Source organism: Ensifer sp. M14 (assembly GCF_003355565.1).
Classification (GTDB): domain Bacteria; phylum Pseudomonadota; class Alphaproteobacteria; order Rhizobiales; family Rhizobiaceae; genus Ensifer.
Genome location: NZ_QJNR01000014.1, coordinates 565930 through 581451 on the forward strand (window position 1 = coordinate 565930; position 15522 = coordinate 581451).

16 protein-coding genes are annotated in these 15522 nt (G+C 62.8%); 7 read left to right on the forward strand and 9 right to left on the reverse strand.

What is annotated here, in order from left to right; all coding sequences use genetic code 11:
* Positions 1-101 precede the first annotated feature (101 nt).
* Positions 102-788, reverse strand: coding sequence for a GntR family transcriptional regulator (locus BLJAPNOD_RS31095; RefSeq protein WP_115422756.1), 687 nt, complete (start codon positions 786-788; stop codon positions 102-104).
* Positions 789-993: 205 nt separating this feature from the next.
* Here BLJAPNOD_RS31095 and BLJAPNOD_RS31100 point away from each other — a divergent pair, with 205 nt between their 5' ends.
* The 6 genes from BLJAPNOD_RS31100 to BLJAPNOD_RS31125 all read left to right on the forward strand — a co-directional run bounded on the left by BLJAPNOD_RS31100 (position 994) and on the right by BLJAPNOD_RS31125 (position 8009).
* Positions 994-2037, forward strand: coding sequence for a 4-hydroxythreonine-4-phosphate dehydrogenase PdxA (locus BLJAPNOD_RS31100; protein WP_115422618.1), 1044 nt, complete (start codon positions 994-996; stop codon positions 2035-2037).
* Between the two features lie 74 nt (positions 2038-2111).
* Complete coding sequence (locus BLJAPNOD_RS31105; RefSeq protein ID WP_115422619.1) at positions 2112-3098, forward strand: tripartite tricarboxylate transporter substrate binding protein; 987 nt, start codon at positions 2112-2114, stop codon at positions 3096-3098.
* 105 nt (positions 3099-3203) lie between these two features.
* Complete coding sequence (locus BLJAPNOD_RS31110) at positions 3204-3704, forward strand: tripartite tricarboxylate transporter TctB family protein (protein WP_115422620.1); 501 nt, start codon at positions 3204-3206, stop codon at positions 3702-3704.
* Between the two features lie 36 nt (positions 3705-3740).
* Positions 3741-5294 carry a tripartite tricarboxylate transporter permease gene (locus BLJAPNOD_RS31115; RefSeq protein ID WP_077499195.1) on the forward strand — a complete coding sequence of 518 codons (1554 nt, stop codon included), beginning with the start codon at positions 3741-3743 and terminating at the stop codon, positions 5292-5294.
* 43 nt (positions 5295-5337) lie between these two features.
* Positions 5338-6276: a sugar phosphate isomerase/epimerase family protein gene (locus tag BLJAPNOD_RS31120; protein WP_115422621.1), complete on the forward strand. Its 939-nt coding sequence runs from the start codon at positions 5338-5340 to the stop codon at positions 6274-6276.
* A 14-nt stretch (positions 6277-6290) separates the two neighbouring features.
* Positions 6291-8009, forward strand: a complete 1719-nt coding sequence (locus BLJAPNOD_RS31125) for a dihydroxyacetone kinase family protein (RefSeq protein WP_115422622.1) — start codon at positions 6291-6293, stop codon at positions 8007-8009.
* 217 nt (positions 8010-8226) lie between these two features.
* On the opposite strand, the gene BLJAPNOD_RS31130 is transcribed toward BLJAPNOD_RS31125, so the two are convergent.
* The 8 genes from BLJAPNOD_RS31130 to phnG form a co-directional block, all read right to left on the reverse strand.
* A complete protein-coding gene (locus BLJAPNOD_RS31130) occupies positions 8227-8910 on the reverse strand; it encodes an SH3 domain-containing protein (RefSeq protein ID WP_115422623.1) in 684 nt (227 codons plus the stop codon).
* 314 nt (positions 8911-9224) lie between these two features.
* Entirely contained in the window at positions 9225-9839 is a 615-nt protein-coding gene (locus tag BLJAPNOD_RS31135) for a DapH/DapD/GlmU-related protein (protein ID WP_115422624.1), read from the reverse strand.
* Entirely contained in the window at positions 9836-10543 is a 708-nt protein-coding gene (gene phnL / locus BLJAPNOD_RS31140) for a phosphonate C-P lyase system protein PhnL (RefSeq protein ID WP_115422625.1), read from the reverse strand. Before phnL ends, BLJAPNOD_RS31135 begins: the two co-directional genes overlap by 4 nt.
* Before the next feature lie 65 nt (positions 10544-10608).
* Positions 10609-11385 carry a phosphonate C-P lyase system protein PhnK gene (gene phnK / locus BLJAPNOD_RS31145; protein ID WP_077499183.1) on the reverse strand — a complete coding sequence of 259 codons (777 nt, stop codon included), beginning with the start codon at positions 11383-11385 and terminating at the stop codon, positions 10609-10611.
* Entirely contained in the window at positions 11382-12260 is an 879-nt protein-coding gene (locus tag BLJAPNOD_RS31150; RefSeq protein ID WP_077499181.1) for an alpha-D-ribose 1-methylphosphonate 5-phosphate C-P-lyase PhnJ, read from the reverse strand. The genes phnK and BLJAPNOD_RS31150 overlap by 4 nt, the downstream gene beginning before the upstream one ends.
* Positions 12257-13363, reverse strand: a complete 1107-nt coding sequence (locus BLJAPNOD_RS31155; protein WP_115422626.1) for a carbon-phosphorus lyase complex subunit PhnI — start codon at positions 13361-13363, stop codon at positions 12257-12259. The genes BLJAPNOD_RS31150 and BLJAPNOD_RS31155 overlap by 4 nt, the downstream gene beginning before the upstream one ends.
* A gap of 3 nt (positions 13364-13366) precedes the next feature.
* On the reverse strand, positions 13367-13975 hold the full coding sequence (gene phnH, locus BLJAPNOD_RS31160) for a phosphonate C-P lyase system protein PhnH (protein WP_115422627.1): 609 nt from the start codon (positions 13973-13975) through the stop codon (positions 13367-13369).
* Positions 13975-14442, reverse strand: coding sequence for a phosphonate C-P lyase system protein PhnG (gene phnG, locus BLJAPNOD_RS31165; protein WP_115422628.1), 468 nt, complete (start codon positions 14440-14442; stop codon positions 13975-13977). Before phnG ends, phnH begins: the two co-directional genes overlap by 1 nt.
* A 122-nt stretch (positions 14443-14564) precedes the next feature.
* Here phnG and phnF point away from each other — a divergent pair, with 122 nt between their 5' ends.
* Positions 14565-15296, forward strand: a complete 732-nt coding sequence (gene phnF / locus BLJAPNOD_RS31170; RefSeq protein ID WP_115422629.1) for a phosphonate metabolism transcriptional regulator PhnF — start codon at positions 14565-14567, stop codon at positions 15294-15296.
* Positions 15297-15522: the final 226 nt, after the last annotated feature.

A 15522-nucleotide genomic window follows, 5' to 3' on the forward strand; every position in this document is an offset into this window, starting at 1 on the left:
AAGATCCTGCCATGCGTCGACCGCATCGGCGCACCCGCCATAGGCGTTCGCGCGATGCGGCGCTCAGGTCAGGATAGATCGGCAACGGTGCGCTGTTGCCGCTAAACCGACGCCCGCACGCGCTCCCAGGCGTTCATCAGGTGCCGCCCCAGCACTTCGGAAAGCTTGGCCTTGTCGCGCGCTTCGAGCGCGACGATCATTTCGTCGTGTTCGGCAACGGCAGCCGCCCATTTTTCCGGGCCCTCATGGCCGATGAAGCGGATCCGCTTCAGCCTTGTCTGCAGGACGCCGTGCATGTCGGCGAGCGCCGCATTTTCGGCGAGCTGGACGATCGCCGAATGAATCTGCTGGTTTAGCTTGTAGTATTGCAGCCGGTCGCCAACCTTGTAGCGGCGGACCATTTCGTCATGCAGAGCGCGGATTTCGGCAATGGCGACATCGCTTGCCGCTTCGCAGGCGAGCTTACCCGCAAGCTCCTCCAGCGTCTGCAGCACGGTCAGCATGTCATGCACGTCCTTGGCGCTGAAGCGCTTCACGACGGCGCCACGGCTGGGCACGAGCTCGACGAGGCCCTCGCTCGCCAGGTACTTGATCGCCTCGCGAAGGGGCGTGCGTGAGACGCCGAGCTGCTCGCCGAGTTGGCCTTCATGCAGCCGTGTGCCTGGCGACAGGTCACCTTCGATGATCATGTCGCGCAGGTGGCTGACAAGCGTGTCGTGCAGAGCCGTTCGCCTGATCGGGCCGGGGCCGCCGTCGGCGCGTCGCTCCAGTGGTGTGATTTCGTTCATCATTTCGCTTCTGCGCTTGGCGGCCGCGTGTCGGCCGTCCGTTCCCCGTGCGTGCCGATTGAATCAGCACTGTCTGATTGAAGCATGGAGGCAGGGCCTGTCGCCGTCAACAGAAAATGCTGCATACAGAATACAAAAGACTTGATGCAGAATTTTGAATAACGTATGACAGAAAACGAAAAGCATGAAGTGGAGGACATCTCACATGACGACCAATGGTGCTGCCGCTAACGGCGCGCGTCCTGTCATCGCGCTTGCCATGGGCGATCCCGCCGGCATCAGCCCCGAGCTGACCGCACGGCTGCTGGCCCTTCCCGAAATCAAAGAGGCCGCACACATCATCACGATCGGCGATCGCCGCATTCTGGATGAGGGTGCCAAGGCTGCCGGCTTGACGCTCGATCTCGAGCCCTCGACGCTTGCGGATCTCGACAAGGCCGGAACTGATCGTCACGTCTTCGTCGATCTCGGTCATCTTGATCCCGCAGATGTCGATCGCGGCGAGGCGACGCTTGCCGGTGGCACGTTCGCCACGCGCAACTTCCGCACGGCGCTGGAGCTTGCCCATGCCGGCAAGGCTGAAGCGGTCTGCTTCACGCCCTTCAACAAGAAGGCCATGCGCTTTGCCTATCCGGGCTACGACGACGAAATCCGCTTCGTCGCAGACGTGCTCGGCTTCACGGGCAAGGTTCGCGAGTTCAACGTCCTCGAGAAGGTCTGGAATGCGCGCGTCACCTCGCACATCCCGCTCAAGGAAGTTGCCGCCAACCTTTCGATTGAGGGCATCATCGCCGAACTCGAATTGACCCGGGCTTGCCTCAAGGAGGCTGGTTACGAAGAGGCAAAGATTGCGGTTGCCGGGCTTAACCCGCATGCCGGCGATGGCGGCAGCTTCGGCATGGAAGAGATCGACATCATCGAGCCGGCAGTCGAGAAGGCCAAGGCGCTCGGCTTCAATGTCGATGGGCCGTTCCCGGCAGACACCGTTTTTGGTCGTGCGCTCAAGGAGGGCTACAATGCCGTTCTGACCATGTACCACGACCAGGGCCAGATCGCGATGAAGCTCATGGGCTTCGACAAGGGCGTCACGATGATGGGCGGCCTGCCTTTCGCGCTCTGCACCCCCGCACACGGCACCGCTTACGACATCGCCGGCAAGGGCATCGCAGATGTCGGTGCCAGCCGCGAGGCGGTTTTGCTCGCAGTTCGCATGGCGAAGAAAAAGGCTGCCCTTTCGGCTGCGGCCTGAATTCGCGCGCTTTCAAGCACTACCGGCGCAGGAGGAGGTCTTGCGCCGCATCTCACTCAACGGGAGGATTAGACATGAAGAAATCCGTTTCACTCGCATGCATCATGGCAGCCGCATTCGGCGTTGCCGCTCCGGCATCGGCCTTCGAGCCCGACCGTCCGGTTGAATTCGTCGTCACGGCTGGCCCGGGCGGCGGCACGGACATCTTCGCCCGCACGATCCAGGCGATCATCGGCAAGTACGAGCTGATGAAGGCGCCTGTTGTCGTCACCAACAAGGGCAGCGCCGGCGGCGCCGAAGGTTTCGTCTATACGGCGACCAACAAGGGCGACGCCTACAAGCTCGCATTCGGCACGAACAATGCCTACCTGCTGCCGGTCCGCGCCAAGGTGCCTTACAAGGCCGAGGACCTGACGCCGGTTGCAGCGCTTGCTTCCGACGAATTCATTCTCTGGGTCAACGGCAAGGCATCTTACGCATCGGCTGCCGACTTTGCTGCCAAGGCCAAGGAAGGCGGCTTGAAGATCGGCGGAAGCCAGTCGAAGGACGTCGACCAGATCCTCACCTCGATGATCAACGAAGCGACTGGCGCGACCATCAACTACATCCCGTTCAAGAGCGGCGGCGAAGCGGCTGTCCAGCTCGCCGGCGAGCACCTTGATGCCAACGTCAACAACCCGAGCGAAAACCTCGGCCAGTGGCAGGCCGGCATGGTCAAGCCGCTTTGCGTCTTCAAGAGCGTCAAGCTGACGAACGAAGCCAAGGTCGCCGGCGACAAGGGCTGGAGCGATATCCCGACCTGCAAGGAAACGGGCATTGCCATCGACAACTACTCCATGCCGCGCACCGTCTGGCTGCCGGCTGGCGTTGAGCCGGATGCCGTCAAGTTCTACGCGGACCTGATGCGCAAGGTTTCCGAAACCCCGGAATGGGCGAAGTATCTTGCCGATACTTCGCAGTCTCCCGCTTACATCGCTGGCGACGACTTCAAGGCCGCCATCGAGATGGACGGCGCCGCAGTCGGCGAAGTTCTGAAGCGCGAAGGCTGGCTCGCCAACTAAAACTGGCGATGTATCGGGACGGGCGCTTCTGCAGCGCCGTGCGTCGAGTCTGACGCTTGGAGGACGCTTGAAAGCGCCCGTCAACCGGTTTGAAAGGTCACGATCATGAGTGAGAACAGTGCGAATGGGCTCTCCCGCTTCGCGATGGAGCTTGGCGTTGCCGCGTTGACGGGTATCTTCGGCGCAGCCGTCTGCTATGGCGCCTCCGATGTCGGCGCCGGATGGAGCGATTTCGGCCCGGAGGCCGGCTATTTTCCCTTCTACATCGGCGTTCTGATCATCCTGGGAAGCGTCGCCAACGCGATCGGCGCGTTCGTGAAGCATCGCGGCACGGGCGATATCTTTATCGACGGTACCCGCGCGCGCGTCGTTGCCTCGTTCTTCCTGCCGCTCGTCGCCTTTGCCGGCGTCTCCGCCTGGCTTGGCCTCTATGTCGGCACGGCGCTCTACATCGCCGGCGCGATGCTCTTCCAGGGGCGCTACAGGTGGTGGATCGCGCTGCCGGCGGGCGTTGGCGTTTCGCTCTTCTTCTTCATCGTATTCGAGATGGGCTTCAAGGTTCCGCTGTTGAAGGGACCGATCGAGGCCTGGTTCGGGATCTACTGATCCCGAACCCTTAAAAGTTTCCCCGGGAGGAATGACATGGAAAATATCGGTCTCCTGATCGATGGCTTCGGCCACATCCTCAGCTGGAATCACATCCTGCTGATGATGGTCGGCGTCACGCTCGGCATTCTCGTCGGCGTTCTGCCGGGCCTCGGTGCGCCCAACGGCGTCTCGCTCCTGTTGCCGCTGACCTTCTCCATGGATCCGATCTCCGCGATCATCCTGCTCTCCTGCATGTATTGGGGCGCGCTGTTCGGCGGTTCGACGACGTCCATCCTGTTCAATATCCCAGGCGAACCCTCGTCGGTGGCAACCACCTTCGACGGCTATCCGATGGCGAAAGCTGGCCAGGCGAGCCGCGCCTTGACGCTGGCCTTCGTCTCGGCCGGCATCGGCGCTCTTGCCGGCGTCGTCATGATCACGCTGTTGTCGGGTTGGGTCGCGAACTTCGCGCTGCGCTTCTCGTCGCCTGAGTATTTCGCGGTCTACTTCCTCGCCTTTGCAAGCTTCATTTCGATGGGCGCGCAATCCCCATTCAAGACGCTCGTGTCGATGATGGTTGGTTTTGCGCTCGCATCCGTCGGCATGGATACGATCTCCGGCGATCTGCGCCTGACCTTCGATATCCCCACGCTGATCAAGGGCGTCAGCTTCCTGATCGCGGTCATGGGTCTCTTCGGCATCGGCGAACTCCTGTTGACGACGGAAGAGGGGCTGCGTTTCGAAGGCATCAAGGCGCGCGTCAGGCTCGCCGAAATCGGCCGCACCCTGGTCGAGATCCCGCGCTACTGGCTGACGATCGCGCGTTCGACCATCATCGGGATCTGGATGGGCATCACGCCTGCCGGCCCGACGGCGGCCTCCTTCATGAGCTACGGCGTTGCCCGCCGTTCGGCCCGCGACAAGTCGAAATTCGGCAAGGGTGATCCGCGTGGCATCGTCGCGCCCGAGACCGCCGACCACTCGGCCGGCACCTCCGCACTGCTGCCGATGCTGGCGCTCGGCGTTCCCGGCTCGGCGACGGCTGCCGTGATGATGGGCGGCCTGATGATCTGGGGCCTCACTCCCGGCCCGATGCTGTTCACCGACCGGCCGGACTTCGTCTGGGGCCTGATCGCCTCGATGTATCTCGGCAATGTAGTTGCCGTCATCCTGGTGCTTGCCACCGTGCCGCTCTACGCCTCGATCCTGCGCGTGCCGTTCTCGATCATCGGCCCGATTATCGTCGCCGTCATCTTTTCCGGCGCCTATCAGGTGGCAAATTCGGTCTCCGACATCTTCATGGTCATCGGCTTCGGTGTGCTCGGTTACGTCTTCAAGAAGCTCGATTACCCGCTGGCGCCGCTGGTTCTGGCCATGGTGCTCGGCGACAAGGCCGAGGACGCGTTCCGCCAGTCGATGCTTCTGTCGAGCGGCTCGCTCAACATCTTCTGGTCGAACGCGCTGGTTTCGTCTCTGATGGCGCTTGGCCTGGCAATGCTGCTGTCGCCTGTCGTCTTCGGACTGATCGGCCTGGTTCGCAAGCGCAAGGGCGATGATGCATCGCGTGGCGATGAGACATCGCAGGGCGGCGGTAGCGCGGCGGCTTGACGGAGCCGCCGCACCAAACTTCAAAGACTCGGGGGGAAACGCCATGGCAAATGCGCCACGCAAATGGAACCGTGACACCTGGCCGATCGCGGCTGCCATGATCCAGTATCCGAACATCCTTGCGGATGGTCGCTCGGTCCAGGACCAGTCGGTCGAGGAATGGGCGCTGACGCTCGATGACGTCGTCGATGCCGGCTTTACCGAGCTCGACCCGACCGATAGCTGGATCCGACTTGCGGATCTGTCGGCGGCAAGGCTCGAAAGCTTCGTCAAGCTGACGCGCGATCGCGGCCTGACGATGCCGGGCATCTCCACCGCGCGCCGCAGTGTCATCGATCCCGTTCATGGCGACGACTATCTGGCCTACGGCCACCGGGTGATCGATACGGCGGCGGCGATCGGAGCGGGCTCCGTTTCCTTCGGCTTCTTCGGTCCGTTGACCGATGCGCAAAAGAAGGCGCTGTGGTTCTGGACCGTCGATGGCGTCAAGAATCCCGATGATGCCGCTATCTGGCAGAAGGGCGTGTCGCGTATCCGCGAGCTTGGCCGCCACGCAGAGGAACTCGGCATCGAGCTGGCGCTGGAAATGTACGAGGACACCTATATCGGTTCGGCCGACAGCGCCGTGCGCTTCGTCACTGACGTCGGCCTTGGGAATGTCGGCATCAATGCCGACCTCGGCAACCTGATCCGCCTGCATCGTCCGGTCGAGCACTGGCAGGAGATGATGGCGAAGGTTGCACCCTTTGCCAAATACTGGCACGTCAAGAATTACAACCGCACCGAGGACGAAACGTCGGGACTGATCGTGACCCATCCGGCCCCGCTGGAGTTCGGCGTGATCAACTACCGGACCGCCATTCGTTTGGCGCTTTCACACGGGTTCCAAAGCCCGTTCCTCTGCGAGCATTATGGTGGCGATGGCCTCTCCGTCAGCGCTACCAACCGGGATTATCTGAGGCGTATTCTGCCTCGCGACTAAGGGAATAAGTAGCGATGACCACGATCTTTGACGCACCGGAAGATTTCGCCGTAACCGCGCTCGCCGGCTTCAGCTCCATCTATGCCCGCAATGTCCGCCTGGTGAAGGGCGGCGTCGTTCGCTCGACCAAGGTGCCGAAGGGCAAGGTCGCGGTCGTCATCGGTGGCGGCTCCGGCCACTATCCGGCCTTTGCCGGCTATGTCGGCCCGGGTTTGGCGGATGCCGCCGTTGCCGGCGACGTCTTTGCTTCGCCGTCGACCGCTGCCGTAGCGCGCGTCTGCCGCCTTGCCGACCAGGGTGGCGGCGTGCTGCTCGGTTTCGGTAATTACGCCGGTGACGTGCTGAATTTCGGCGTTGCCGCGGAACGACTTCGCGCCGAAGGCATCGACGTGCGCATCGTGCCGGTGACCGATGACGTTGCCAGCGCTGCTGTTGACATCGCCGCCAAGCGCCGCGGCATTGCCGGTGATCTCGTGGTCTTCAAGATCGCAGGCGCTGCCGCCGAAGCCGGGCTGTCGCTTGACGAGGTCGAGCGCATCAGCCGTCTTGCTAATGATCGCACCGTCTCGTTCGGTGTCGCTTTCGGCGGCTGCACGCTGCCGGGCGCGAACCATCCACTCTTCACCGTGCCGAAAGGCGAAATGGCGCTTGGTCTCGGCATCCACGGCGAACCGGGTATCAGCGAAGAAAAGATCGTCTCTGCGACCGAGCTTGCGAACCTGCTTGTCGGCAAGCTGCTCGCAGAACGCCCGGCCGGGACCAGGAAGGTGGCGCCAGTGCTGAACGGCCTGGGCTCGACCAAGTACGAAGAGCTGTTCGTTCTCTGGGTCGCCGTCGAAAAGGAATTGAAGGCCGCTGGCCTCGAGATCGTCGATCCGGAATGCGGCGAGTTCGTCACCAGTCTCGACATGCAGGGGTGCTCGCTGTCGTTGCTCTGGCTCGACGAAGAGCTGGAAATCTACTGGCGCGCGCCTTGCGATGCTCCGGTGCTGCGCAAGGGCACGATCATCAACGCCGAGCCGGCGACCGACGTCATTTCCGACGAGGACGGCCCGGCGACCTTCGGGCCTGCATCGCAGGCGTCGAAGGAAAGCGGCAAGTGCATTGCCCGGCTGATCGGCAAGGTCGCCGATGCCCTGAAGGAGGCCGAAGACGAACTCGGCCGTATCGACGCCTTTGCCGGCGACGGCGACCACGGCCAGGGCATGCGCCGCGGTTCGGCGGCGGCTGAGGAAGCTGCAAACGTGGCTGTCGCAGGCGGCGCCGGCGCGGCCAGCGTGTTGGCGGCTGCGGGCGATGCATGGGCCGATCGCGCGGGCGGCACATCCGGTGCGATCTGGGGCCTGCTTCTTCGCTCCTGGAGCAATGCGTTTTCCGATGATGACAAGCCGTCGGATGCGGCGATCGTCGAAGGTGCGCGCCTTGCGCTCGAAGGCGTCACCCGTCTCGGACGCGCTCGCGTCGGCGACAAGACGCTGGTCGATGCGCTCGTTCCGTTCGTCGACACGCTGGAGCGGGAATTCGCAATTCACAAGTCACTGAACGCGGCTTGGGAGATTGCGGCCAAAGCTGCCACTGATGCGGCCGATGCCACCTCCGGCCTGACGCCGAAACTCGGCCGGGCACGGCCGCTTGCGGAAAAGAGCATCGGCCATCCGGATGCGGGCGCCGTTTCACTGGCGCTGACCGCCCGTGTCGCCGCCGGCTTTCTGAAGGAAGCCGTTGACGCCTGAAGAAGCCGTCCGGTCCATTCCTCGCAAATAGGGCGCGGGTCCTCCCAACCGCGCCCTTTTTGTTGTCTTGCGCGCTGCTACGCAGGCAGCTCAGACACAAGCGATGTGCCGGCAGAACCTTGACTGAGATTTGATCATCAATGGCGGGTGGTGATGCCTGTAGCTGCCGACCAGAATGGTGTTCACCATGATTGGGCGCGGGAGACGAAAAACTGGCTTACCAAGAACCATCCGCTTCGCGAAGATAGCGGCCAGCGACCCATCCCTTGACGCCTCTGCGGTTTTCGACCTGACACCACCTTGTGCCGCCGTTGATAGCGCAGCCTCGATTGCGCAGGATCTCGCCGTTGCGGGCCGTATCCAGGATGCGATCGCGCGCCGATGGCGCGGCGCGCAGGTTCAGCACGTCGCCAGCCGGAACCTCGCTGACGCGCCAGGTATCGGGGCCGCCTGCCAGACCGTCGGCAAAATCCGGGGGTGTAGCGGCTGCCTGACCGGTAGCTTCGGCCGACACCGTCAACGTGTATCGGGCGAGTTCGTTGCGGCGTGCCGCGTTGCGCATCAAGTAGACGTCAATCACGTGTTTGCCCGATACCTGCGCGACAAAGCTCGTGCTCCCACCGGAAACCGACCCGTTGAACAGCGCTGAATCTGCACCGGGTGCGATAACGTTGAAGTAGTTGCTCCGATTGCTGGTATCGAGCTGTATGCTGACGCGCTGCCCACGTTTCACATCGATAACGTATCGGACGGATTCACGCCCCGTGATCGAGCCTTTGATGCTCGCCGAGGAGGCTCCACGCAGGAAGCGGATCGTTTCCGTTCGGATATCCTGAGCCAGCGCGACCGAAAATACCACTGACATCACGAGAGAAACAAAAGCAGTTAGAACCAGACGCATGGTCACTCCTTGCCCGTGACTAGAGATCTAAGACCTGACAGACACTGCCGTTCGTGCCTTGAGTTGTACTTAGTAAATTGAGCGCGTGCAACGCGATTGGGGTGCCGTCCTGCGCAAGCTCTACACGTGGTTTGCCCTTAAGTCATAGCGTTCGGTGACCTCGTTCACTATGCGCCACAGGTGCCAAGCTCTCCTAAACGATCTGCGTTTTGACCTCATCCAGCCAACGACGGTCCACCCCCTGTCGCTCATCGATGGATGGCGATCACAGATCACGGCTGGCAGGCAATTTGGGGGTGGTGCAGCGGCTCTGTTCAGGTGTAGCGCACCAGAAATTCCTCAGCGGTCAGCTCGCGGAAATCATCGAGGGCCTTGCGTAGGCGCAGATGGTCCCAATCCCACCAGGCAAGGCTATCCATGCGCTCGCCGATGCCGGCGTTGAAGCGATCGCGGATGAGCCTGGCCGGGACGCCTCCGACGATCGTGTAGGGCGCTACGTCCTTGGAGACGACGGCGCCCGCACCGATCACCGCACCGTTGCCGACATTGACGCCGGGCAGCAGCGTTGCGCCGTGACCGATCCAGACATCATGGCCGATGGTGACGCGGTTCGACCGGCGCCAGGCAAACAGATCGTGATCGACTGCGGTATCGTCCCAATAGTTCGGTGCGCGATAGGTGAAGTGGTGCAGCGTCGCGCGCCAGGTCGGATGGTTGGTGGCGTTGATGCGCACGGCGGCGGCGATATTGACGAATTTGCCGATGGTCGCGCACCAGATCGAACCGTCCTGCATGATGTAGGAATAGTCGCCGAACTCGACCTCTTCCAGGCGCGAGCGCTCCTGGATTTCGGTGTAGCGGCCGAGCGTTGAGTTGTTGACGCTGGCCGTCGGGTGGACGAAGGGCTCGAGCCCCAGTTTCTGGCTCATGCGGCAGCCTTTCTGGGTGAGAAGGCCGACACGTCGAGAATGCGGTCGGCAACTGCGTCACGCACCTCTTCATCGTGGAAGATGCCGATCAGCGCCGTGCCCTTCGCCTTCTTTTCGGCGATCATTTCGACGACGACAGCACGGTTTTTCGCGTCGAGGGACGCCGTCGGCTCGTCGAGGAGCAGGATCCTGTGGTCGGTGATGAAGCCGCGGGCGATGTTGACGCGCTGCTGCTCGCCGCCGGAGAAAGTTGCCGGCGGCAGCGACCACAGCGCCGTGGGCAGGTTGAGCTTCGTCAGAAGCTCGGCAGCGCGGGCGCGGGCATCTTCGATTGCGACGCCGCGCGCCTGAAGCGGCTCGGCAACGATGTCGAGTGCCGAGACACGCGGTACGACGCGCAGGAACTGGCTGACATAGCCGAGCGTTGCGCGGCGGACTTCAAGCACGGTGCGCGGTTCGGCGGTGGCAAGGTTTACCAGCTTGCCGTCGTGTTCCATCAGGATCTGGCCTTCGTCGACGCCGTAATTGCCGTAGAGCATTTTCAGGATCGAGCTCTTGCCGACACCCGAGGGGCCGCCGAGCACGACGCATTCGCCGGCTTTTACCGAGAAGGTGACGTTGGCGACAACGGGCAGACGGATACCGTCGCGCAGGTGCATGGTGAAGCTCTTTGCGACTTCAGAAACTACAAGGCGTGTGGCCATGGTTCTTACTTTCCCTTCCGCATGATCTTGACCGAAAGCCGATTTTCACTTTTCGGGATCATGCGTCAGACCTGCAGGATGGAGGAGACGAGGAGCTGGGTATAAGGCTCGCGCGGGTCGTCGAGCACGCGGTCCGTCAGGCCCTGTTCTATGACTGCGCCATCCTTCATCACCATCATGCGGTGCGACAGCAGTCGTGCGACAGCGAGGTCGTGTGTCACGATGATGGCGGCAAGTCCGAGATCGTGCACCAGACCGCGCACCAGATCGAGCAGGCGCGCCTGGACCGAAACGTCGAGGCCGCCCGTCGGTTCGTCCATGAAGACGAGGCGAGGGTTGGTGACGAGATTGCGGGCGATCTGCAGGCGCTGGCGCATGCCGCCGGAGAAGGCACGGGGCTGGTCGTCGATGCGGTCGATGCCGATCTCGACCCGCTCAAGCCAGTCGCTGGCGGCCGCACGGATGTTGCCGTAATGCCGGTCGCCGACCGCCATCAGCCGCTCGCCGACATTGGCGCCGGCCGAAACGGTCATTCGGAGACCATCGGCCGGGTTCTGGTGGACGAAGCCCCAGTCGGTGCGCATCAGGAAGCGCCGCTCGGCCTCGCCCATGCGGGCGAGATCGCGGTACTGGCCGTCGCGCATATGATATTCGACGATGCCCGATGTCGGCATCAGCCGGGTCGAAAGGCAGGACAGAAGCGTCGTCTTGCCCGAGCCGGATTCGCCGACGATCGCCAGCACTTCGCCAGGGAAAAGGTCGAAAGAGACATTCCGGCATCCGATGCGGCTGCCGTAGAATTTCGAGACGTCGTTGACTTTCAGAAGCGGTACGGCACTCATTCTGCAGCTTCCTTTCGGGCGAGCATGTGTCCGGCATGGCCGCAGTCGCGGCGGTCTTCGCAATGGTCGGTGTCCGAGCAGACGAACATGCGCCCGCCCTTGTCGTCGAGCACCACTTCGTCGAGATAGACATTCTCGGCGCCGCAGAGCGCGCAGGGCTTGTCGAACTTCTGAACTTCGAAAGGGTGATCCTCGAAGTCGAGGCTGACGACCTCGGTATAGGGCGGAACCGCATAGATGCGCTTTTCACGGCCGGCGCCGAAAAGCTGCAGCGCTTCCGACATGTGCATTTTCGGATTGTCGAACTTCGGCGTCGGCGACGGATCCATAACGTAACGCCCCTCGACCTTGACCGGATAGGCATAGGTGGTGGCGATATGGCCGTTGCGGGCGATATCTTCGTAGAGCTTTACATGCATCAACCCGTATTCCTCGAGCGCATGCATCTTGCGGGTCTCGGTCTCGCGCGGTTCGAGGAAACGTAGGGGTTCCGGGATCGGTACCTGGTAGACCAGCGTCTGGCCTTCGCGCAGGCCTTCCTCGGGAATGCGGTGGCGCGTCTGGATGATGGTCGCTTCCTTGGTCTTGGTGGTCACCGCGACATCGGCGACCTTCTGGAAGAAGGCGCGGATCGACACGGCATTGGTGGTGTCGTCGGCACCCTGGTCGATGACCTTCAGCACGTCCTTCGGCCCGAGGATCGAGGCCGTGACCTGGACGCCACCGGTGCCCCAGCCATAGGGCATCGGCATTTCGCGCGAGGCAAAGGGGACCTGGTAGCCGGGAATGGCGATCGCCTTCAGGATGGCGCGGCGGATCATCCGCTTGGTCTGCTCATCCAGATAGGCAAAGTTGTAGGTGGCGAGGTCGGTCATTCGGCGGCCTCCTTCATGCCGTCCTGGCTGCCGGCGCGGGCAGCGTCATAGTCACGGCGCATGCGCCGGACGAGATCGAGTTCAGCCTGGAAGTCAACATAGTGGGGCAGCTTCAGATGCTCGACGAAGCCCGTCGCCTGCACGTTGTCCGCGTGCGAGATCACGAATTCCTGATCCTGTGCCGGCGCGACGATGTCTTCGCTGAATTCGTCGGTGCGCAGCGCGCGATCGACGAGCGACATCGACATCGCCTTGCGCTCGCTCTGGCCGAAGACGAGGCCGTAGCCGCGGGTGAACTGCGGCGGCTGCTTGGCCGAGCCCATGAACTGGTTGACCATCTGGCACTCGGTGACGCGGACGACGCCGAGGGAGACGGCAAAGCCAAGCTCGGGCAGATCCAGTTCGACTTCGACTTCACCGATGCGCACTTCCCCAACGAAGGGGTGGGTGCGGCCATAGCCGCGCTGGGTCGAATAGGCGAGCGCCAGCAAAAAACCTTCATCGCCGCGCGCCAGCGCCTGCAGGCGCAGATCGCGGGCCATCGGAAATTCCATCGGCTCGCGGGTGAGGTCGCCCATGACGTGGCCCTCGGGCATGCGGCCGTCGCCTTCGATCAAGCCCTCGCCATCGAGGATGTCGGAGACGCGCATCACATGCTCGCCCGGTTCCTTGAGGGCCGGCTCCTCGACCGCGGAGTCTTCGATCAAGGAGGGGTCGAGCAGGCGATGGGTATAGTCGAAGGTCGGGCCAAGCAATTGGCCGCCCGGCAGGTCCTTGTAGGTGGCCGAGACGCGGCGCTCGACCTTCATGGTCGCGGTATCGACCGGTTCCGAATAGCCGAAGCGCGGCAGGGTCGTGCGGTAGGCACGCAGGATGAAGATCGCCTCGATCATGTCGCCGCGCGCCTGGCGCACGGCAAGCGCCGCGAGTTCCCTGTCGTAGAGCGAGGCCTCGGCCATGACGCGATCGACGGCAAGGCCAAGCTGTTCGACCACCTGCTGGATGGTGATCGACGGCAACGTGCGGTCGCCGCGACGGCGATCAGCAAGGAGGCGGTGGGCGTTGGCAATGGCGGCCTCGCCGCCCTTTACTGCAACATACATGGATTAAGCCTCCTGTCGGACAAGTCGGGTGGTGCGCGGCAGGCAGAGAACGCTGTCGCCCGCCGTCAACACGAGGTCGATGCCGCGCGGGAAAATCGCGCGGTTGGCGCTCCAGAAATCGAGGAAGACTTCAGGCAGGCCACGCACGGCGATGGTGATGTCGTCCTTGATGCCCGGTCCGCGAGCGTTGAGGGGTTCTCCACCGGAGAGCGCTTCGATCTCGATGACGAGCGTCGTCGAACGGTCCGGATATTCCTGAGTGCCGAGCGAAAACTGGTCGAAGCCGGGCACCGGTGCGCCCTTCTCGACAAAGGCAAAGCGGGCATCCGTCTTGCTGTTTGTGACCGGTGCACCGGTATGAAACGCGATCCACTGCGGAACTGCGGATTTGGCAAGAGCCGGCGTCAGCCAGACGGGCGTGTCGTGATCGCAGAGCGTCAGCGCCACGGCGCCGGCGGCAGCCCCCATCGGTGCGGGCGGCACGCTCGATGCCTCAAGACGGATGATCTGCCCCGGACGGGCAAAGCCATCCATCAGGCTCTTGAAGATCGACTGGGCGGAAAATACCGGATCGGCGAAGGCGCCGGCGAAGATTTGCGATTGGCTGGCCATCAGTCGTCTCCGCGAACCATGGTGAAAAAGTCGACGCGCGTGGCTGCGGTCTCCTCGGCCGTACGGCGGTCCTCCGCCTCGATGCGCGAAGCGATCGTCCGATGAAGCGCCTCGACAGCCGAGCGGTCGGCATCCCGCTGGAAGAGGGCATCGAAGATCGCCGCGAGGCGGGCGCGCTGCTTGTCGGTGCCAAGCAGTTGCCCATGGCCGATTTCGCCGGTCGAAAGCCGGATCGTCGCGCGCGAAACGGTTGCCTCGCCGAGATTGAAGGCATCGCCGCCGCCGCCGATGCGGCCGCGCACCATGACGAGGCCCGTCTCCGGTCCGCGAACGGGCGAAACATCCGGCTTTTCGGCAAGGGCTGCCCAGGCTGCGTTGAGTTCTTCAAAAGACGCGCGGGCGAGGAGCCGCATGCCTTCCCTGCGCGCCATGTCCGGCGGACTTTCCTGTTTCAGCTTCGCATCCATCACTTTCACCTCAAATGTCTATTGATCTAGACAAGTGTACATCTTATACCTTTCCTTAGCGGCCGCAAATGACAGGCTTGTGACATGGCACTTCGAAGCGTGCGCAATTCGAGAAGAGGGCAATGCGGAAAGTGGTTGAACGACAGACAGGCGTCGCGCTCTGGCGGCAGATCGCAGACAGGATCCGGCTGGCGATCAGCAATGGCGATTACGATGCCGCCGGCATGGTGCCGCCCGAAACGGTGCTTGCCGGCGAGTTCGGCGTCAACAGGCACACGGTCAGAAGCGCGCTCGCAGCGCTTGCCGATGAGGGCTTGGTGCGTCCCGTCCAGGGACGCGGCACGATGATCGAGCGAAAGGAGCGGGTGAGCTATCCGATCTCCCGCCGCACCCGCTTCTCGCAAGGGCTCGGACGGCAGGTAAAGGAGATCGGCACCCGCCTGCTCGGTCATGCCGAACTGAAGGCATTCGGCGAGATCGCCACGTCGTTGGGCATCGCGCCCGGAGACCCGGTTATCGAACTGCGCACCGTCAGCAGCGGCGACGGCAGGCCGTTGTCGGTTTCGTCAAGCTATTATCCCGCCGCGCGGTTTCCGCGGATGGCGCAAGAGTTCGAGCAACTGCATTCGGTGACCAAGGCGTTTGCCGCGCATGGGCTCGACGATTATGTGCGCGTATCGACCGAAATCGTCGCCCGCCATGCCGACGGAGACGAGCTTTCGAAGTTGAAACTCTCGGCGGGCGCGATCGTGCTTGAAACGCACTCGATCAACGCGGATCTCGATGGCAAGCCGGTCGAGTATTCCCGCAGCTGTTTTGCCGCGGACCGGATGAAGCTCAAGATCGAAACGTAGGCCGCTCGCGGCAACAGCGGCCGAACTCTCCGGGGCGCTTTGCCGCCGAGGTTATGGAGTTAACGATCCAGACATGCGATTGCACGAGAGGTCGGGCCGTAAGCTCAGGAGATGGTCGACGCAATCCGCTACAGGAAGGCATTGCCACTTCTGAGGAAATAAGGCGCGACGCCGCATTTCCGGCGCGTTTTTGACGCATCACCTAAGCTTGCATCAGGAACCGCGC

Coding starts and splice junctions, on each gene's coding strand:
- BLJAPNOD_RS31135 (WP_115422624.1), bottom strand. CDS start 9,839: ATGAGCCAGAAACTGGGGCTCGAGCCCTTCGTCCACCCGACGGCCAGC.
- BLJAPNOD_RS31120 (WP_115422621.1), top strand. CDS start 5,338: ATGGCAAATGCGCCACGCAAATGGAACCGTGACACCTGGCCGATCGCG.
- BLJAPNOD_RS31125 (WP_115422622.1), top strand. CDS start 6,291: ATGACCACGATCTTTGACGCACCGGAAGATTTCGCCGTAACCGCGCTC.
- BLJAPNOD_RS31155 (WP_115422626.1), bottom strand. CDS start 13,363: ATGTATGTTGCAGTAAAGGGCGGCGAGGCCGCCATTGCCAACGCCCAC.
- BLJAPNOD_RS31100 (WP_115422618.1), top strand. CDS start 994: ATGACGACCAATGGTGCTGCCGCTAACGGCGCGCGTCCTGTCATCGCG.
- BLJAPNOD_RS31150 (WP_077499181.1), bottom strand. CDS start 12,260: ATGACCGACCTCGCCACCTACAACTTTGCCTATCTGGATGAGCAGACC.
- phnG (WP_115422628.1), bottom strand. CDS start 14,442: ATGGATGCGAAGCTGAAACAGGAAAGTCCGCCGGACATGGCGCGCAGG.
- phnK (WP_077499183.1), bottom strand. CDS start 11,385: ATGAGTGCCGTACCGCTTCTGAAAGTCAACGACGTCTCGAAATTCTAC.
- BLJAPNOD_RS31095 (WP_115422756.1), bottom strand. CDS start 788: ATGAACGAAATCACACCACTGGAGCGACGCGCCGACGGCGGCCCCGGC.
- BLJAPNOD_RS31115 (WP_077499195.1), top strand. CDS start 3,741: ATGGAAAATATCGGTCTCCTGATCGATGGCTTCGGCCACATCCTCAGC.
- BLJAPNOD_RS31105 (WP_115422619.1), top strand. CDS start 2,112: ATGAAGAAATCCGTTTCACTCGCATGCATCATGGCAGCCGCATTCGGC.
- BLJAPNOD_RS31110 (WP_115422620.1), top strand. CDS start 3,204: ATGAGTGAGAACAGTGCGAATGGGCTCTCCCGCTTCGCGATGGAGCTT.
- BLJAPNOD_RS31130 (WP_115422623.1), bottom strand. CDS start 8,910: ATGCGTCTGGTTCTAACTGCTTTTGTTTCTCTCGTGATGTCAGTGGTA.
- phnH (WP_115422627.1), bottom strand. CDS start 13,975: ATGGCCAGCCAATCGCAAATCTTCGCCGGCGCCTTCGCCGATCCGGTA.
- phnL (WP_115422625.1), bottom strand. CDS start 10,543: ATGGCCACACGCCTTGTAGTTTCTGAAGTCGCAAAGAGCTTCACCATG.
- phnF (WP_115422629.1), top strand. CDS start 14,565: ATGCGGAAAGTGGTTGAACGACAGACAGGCGTCGCGCTCTGGCGGCAG.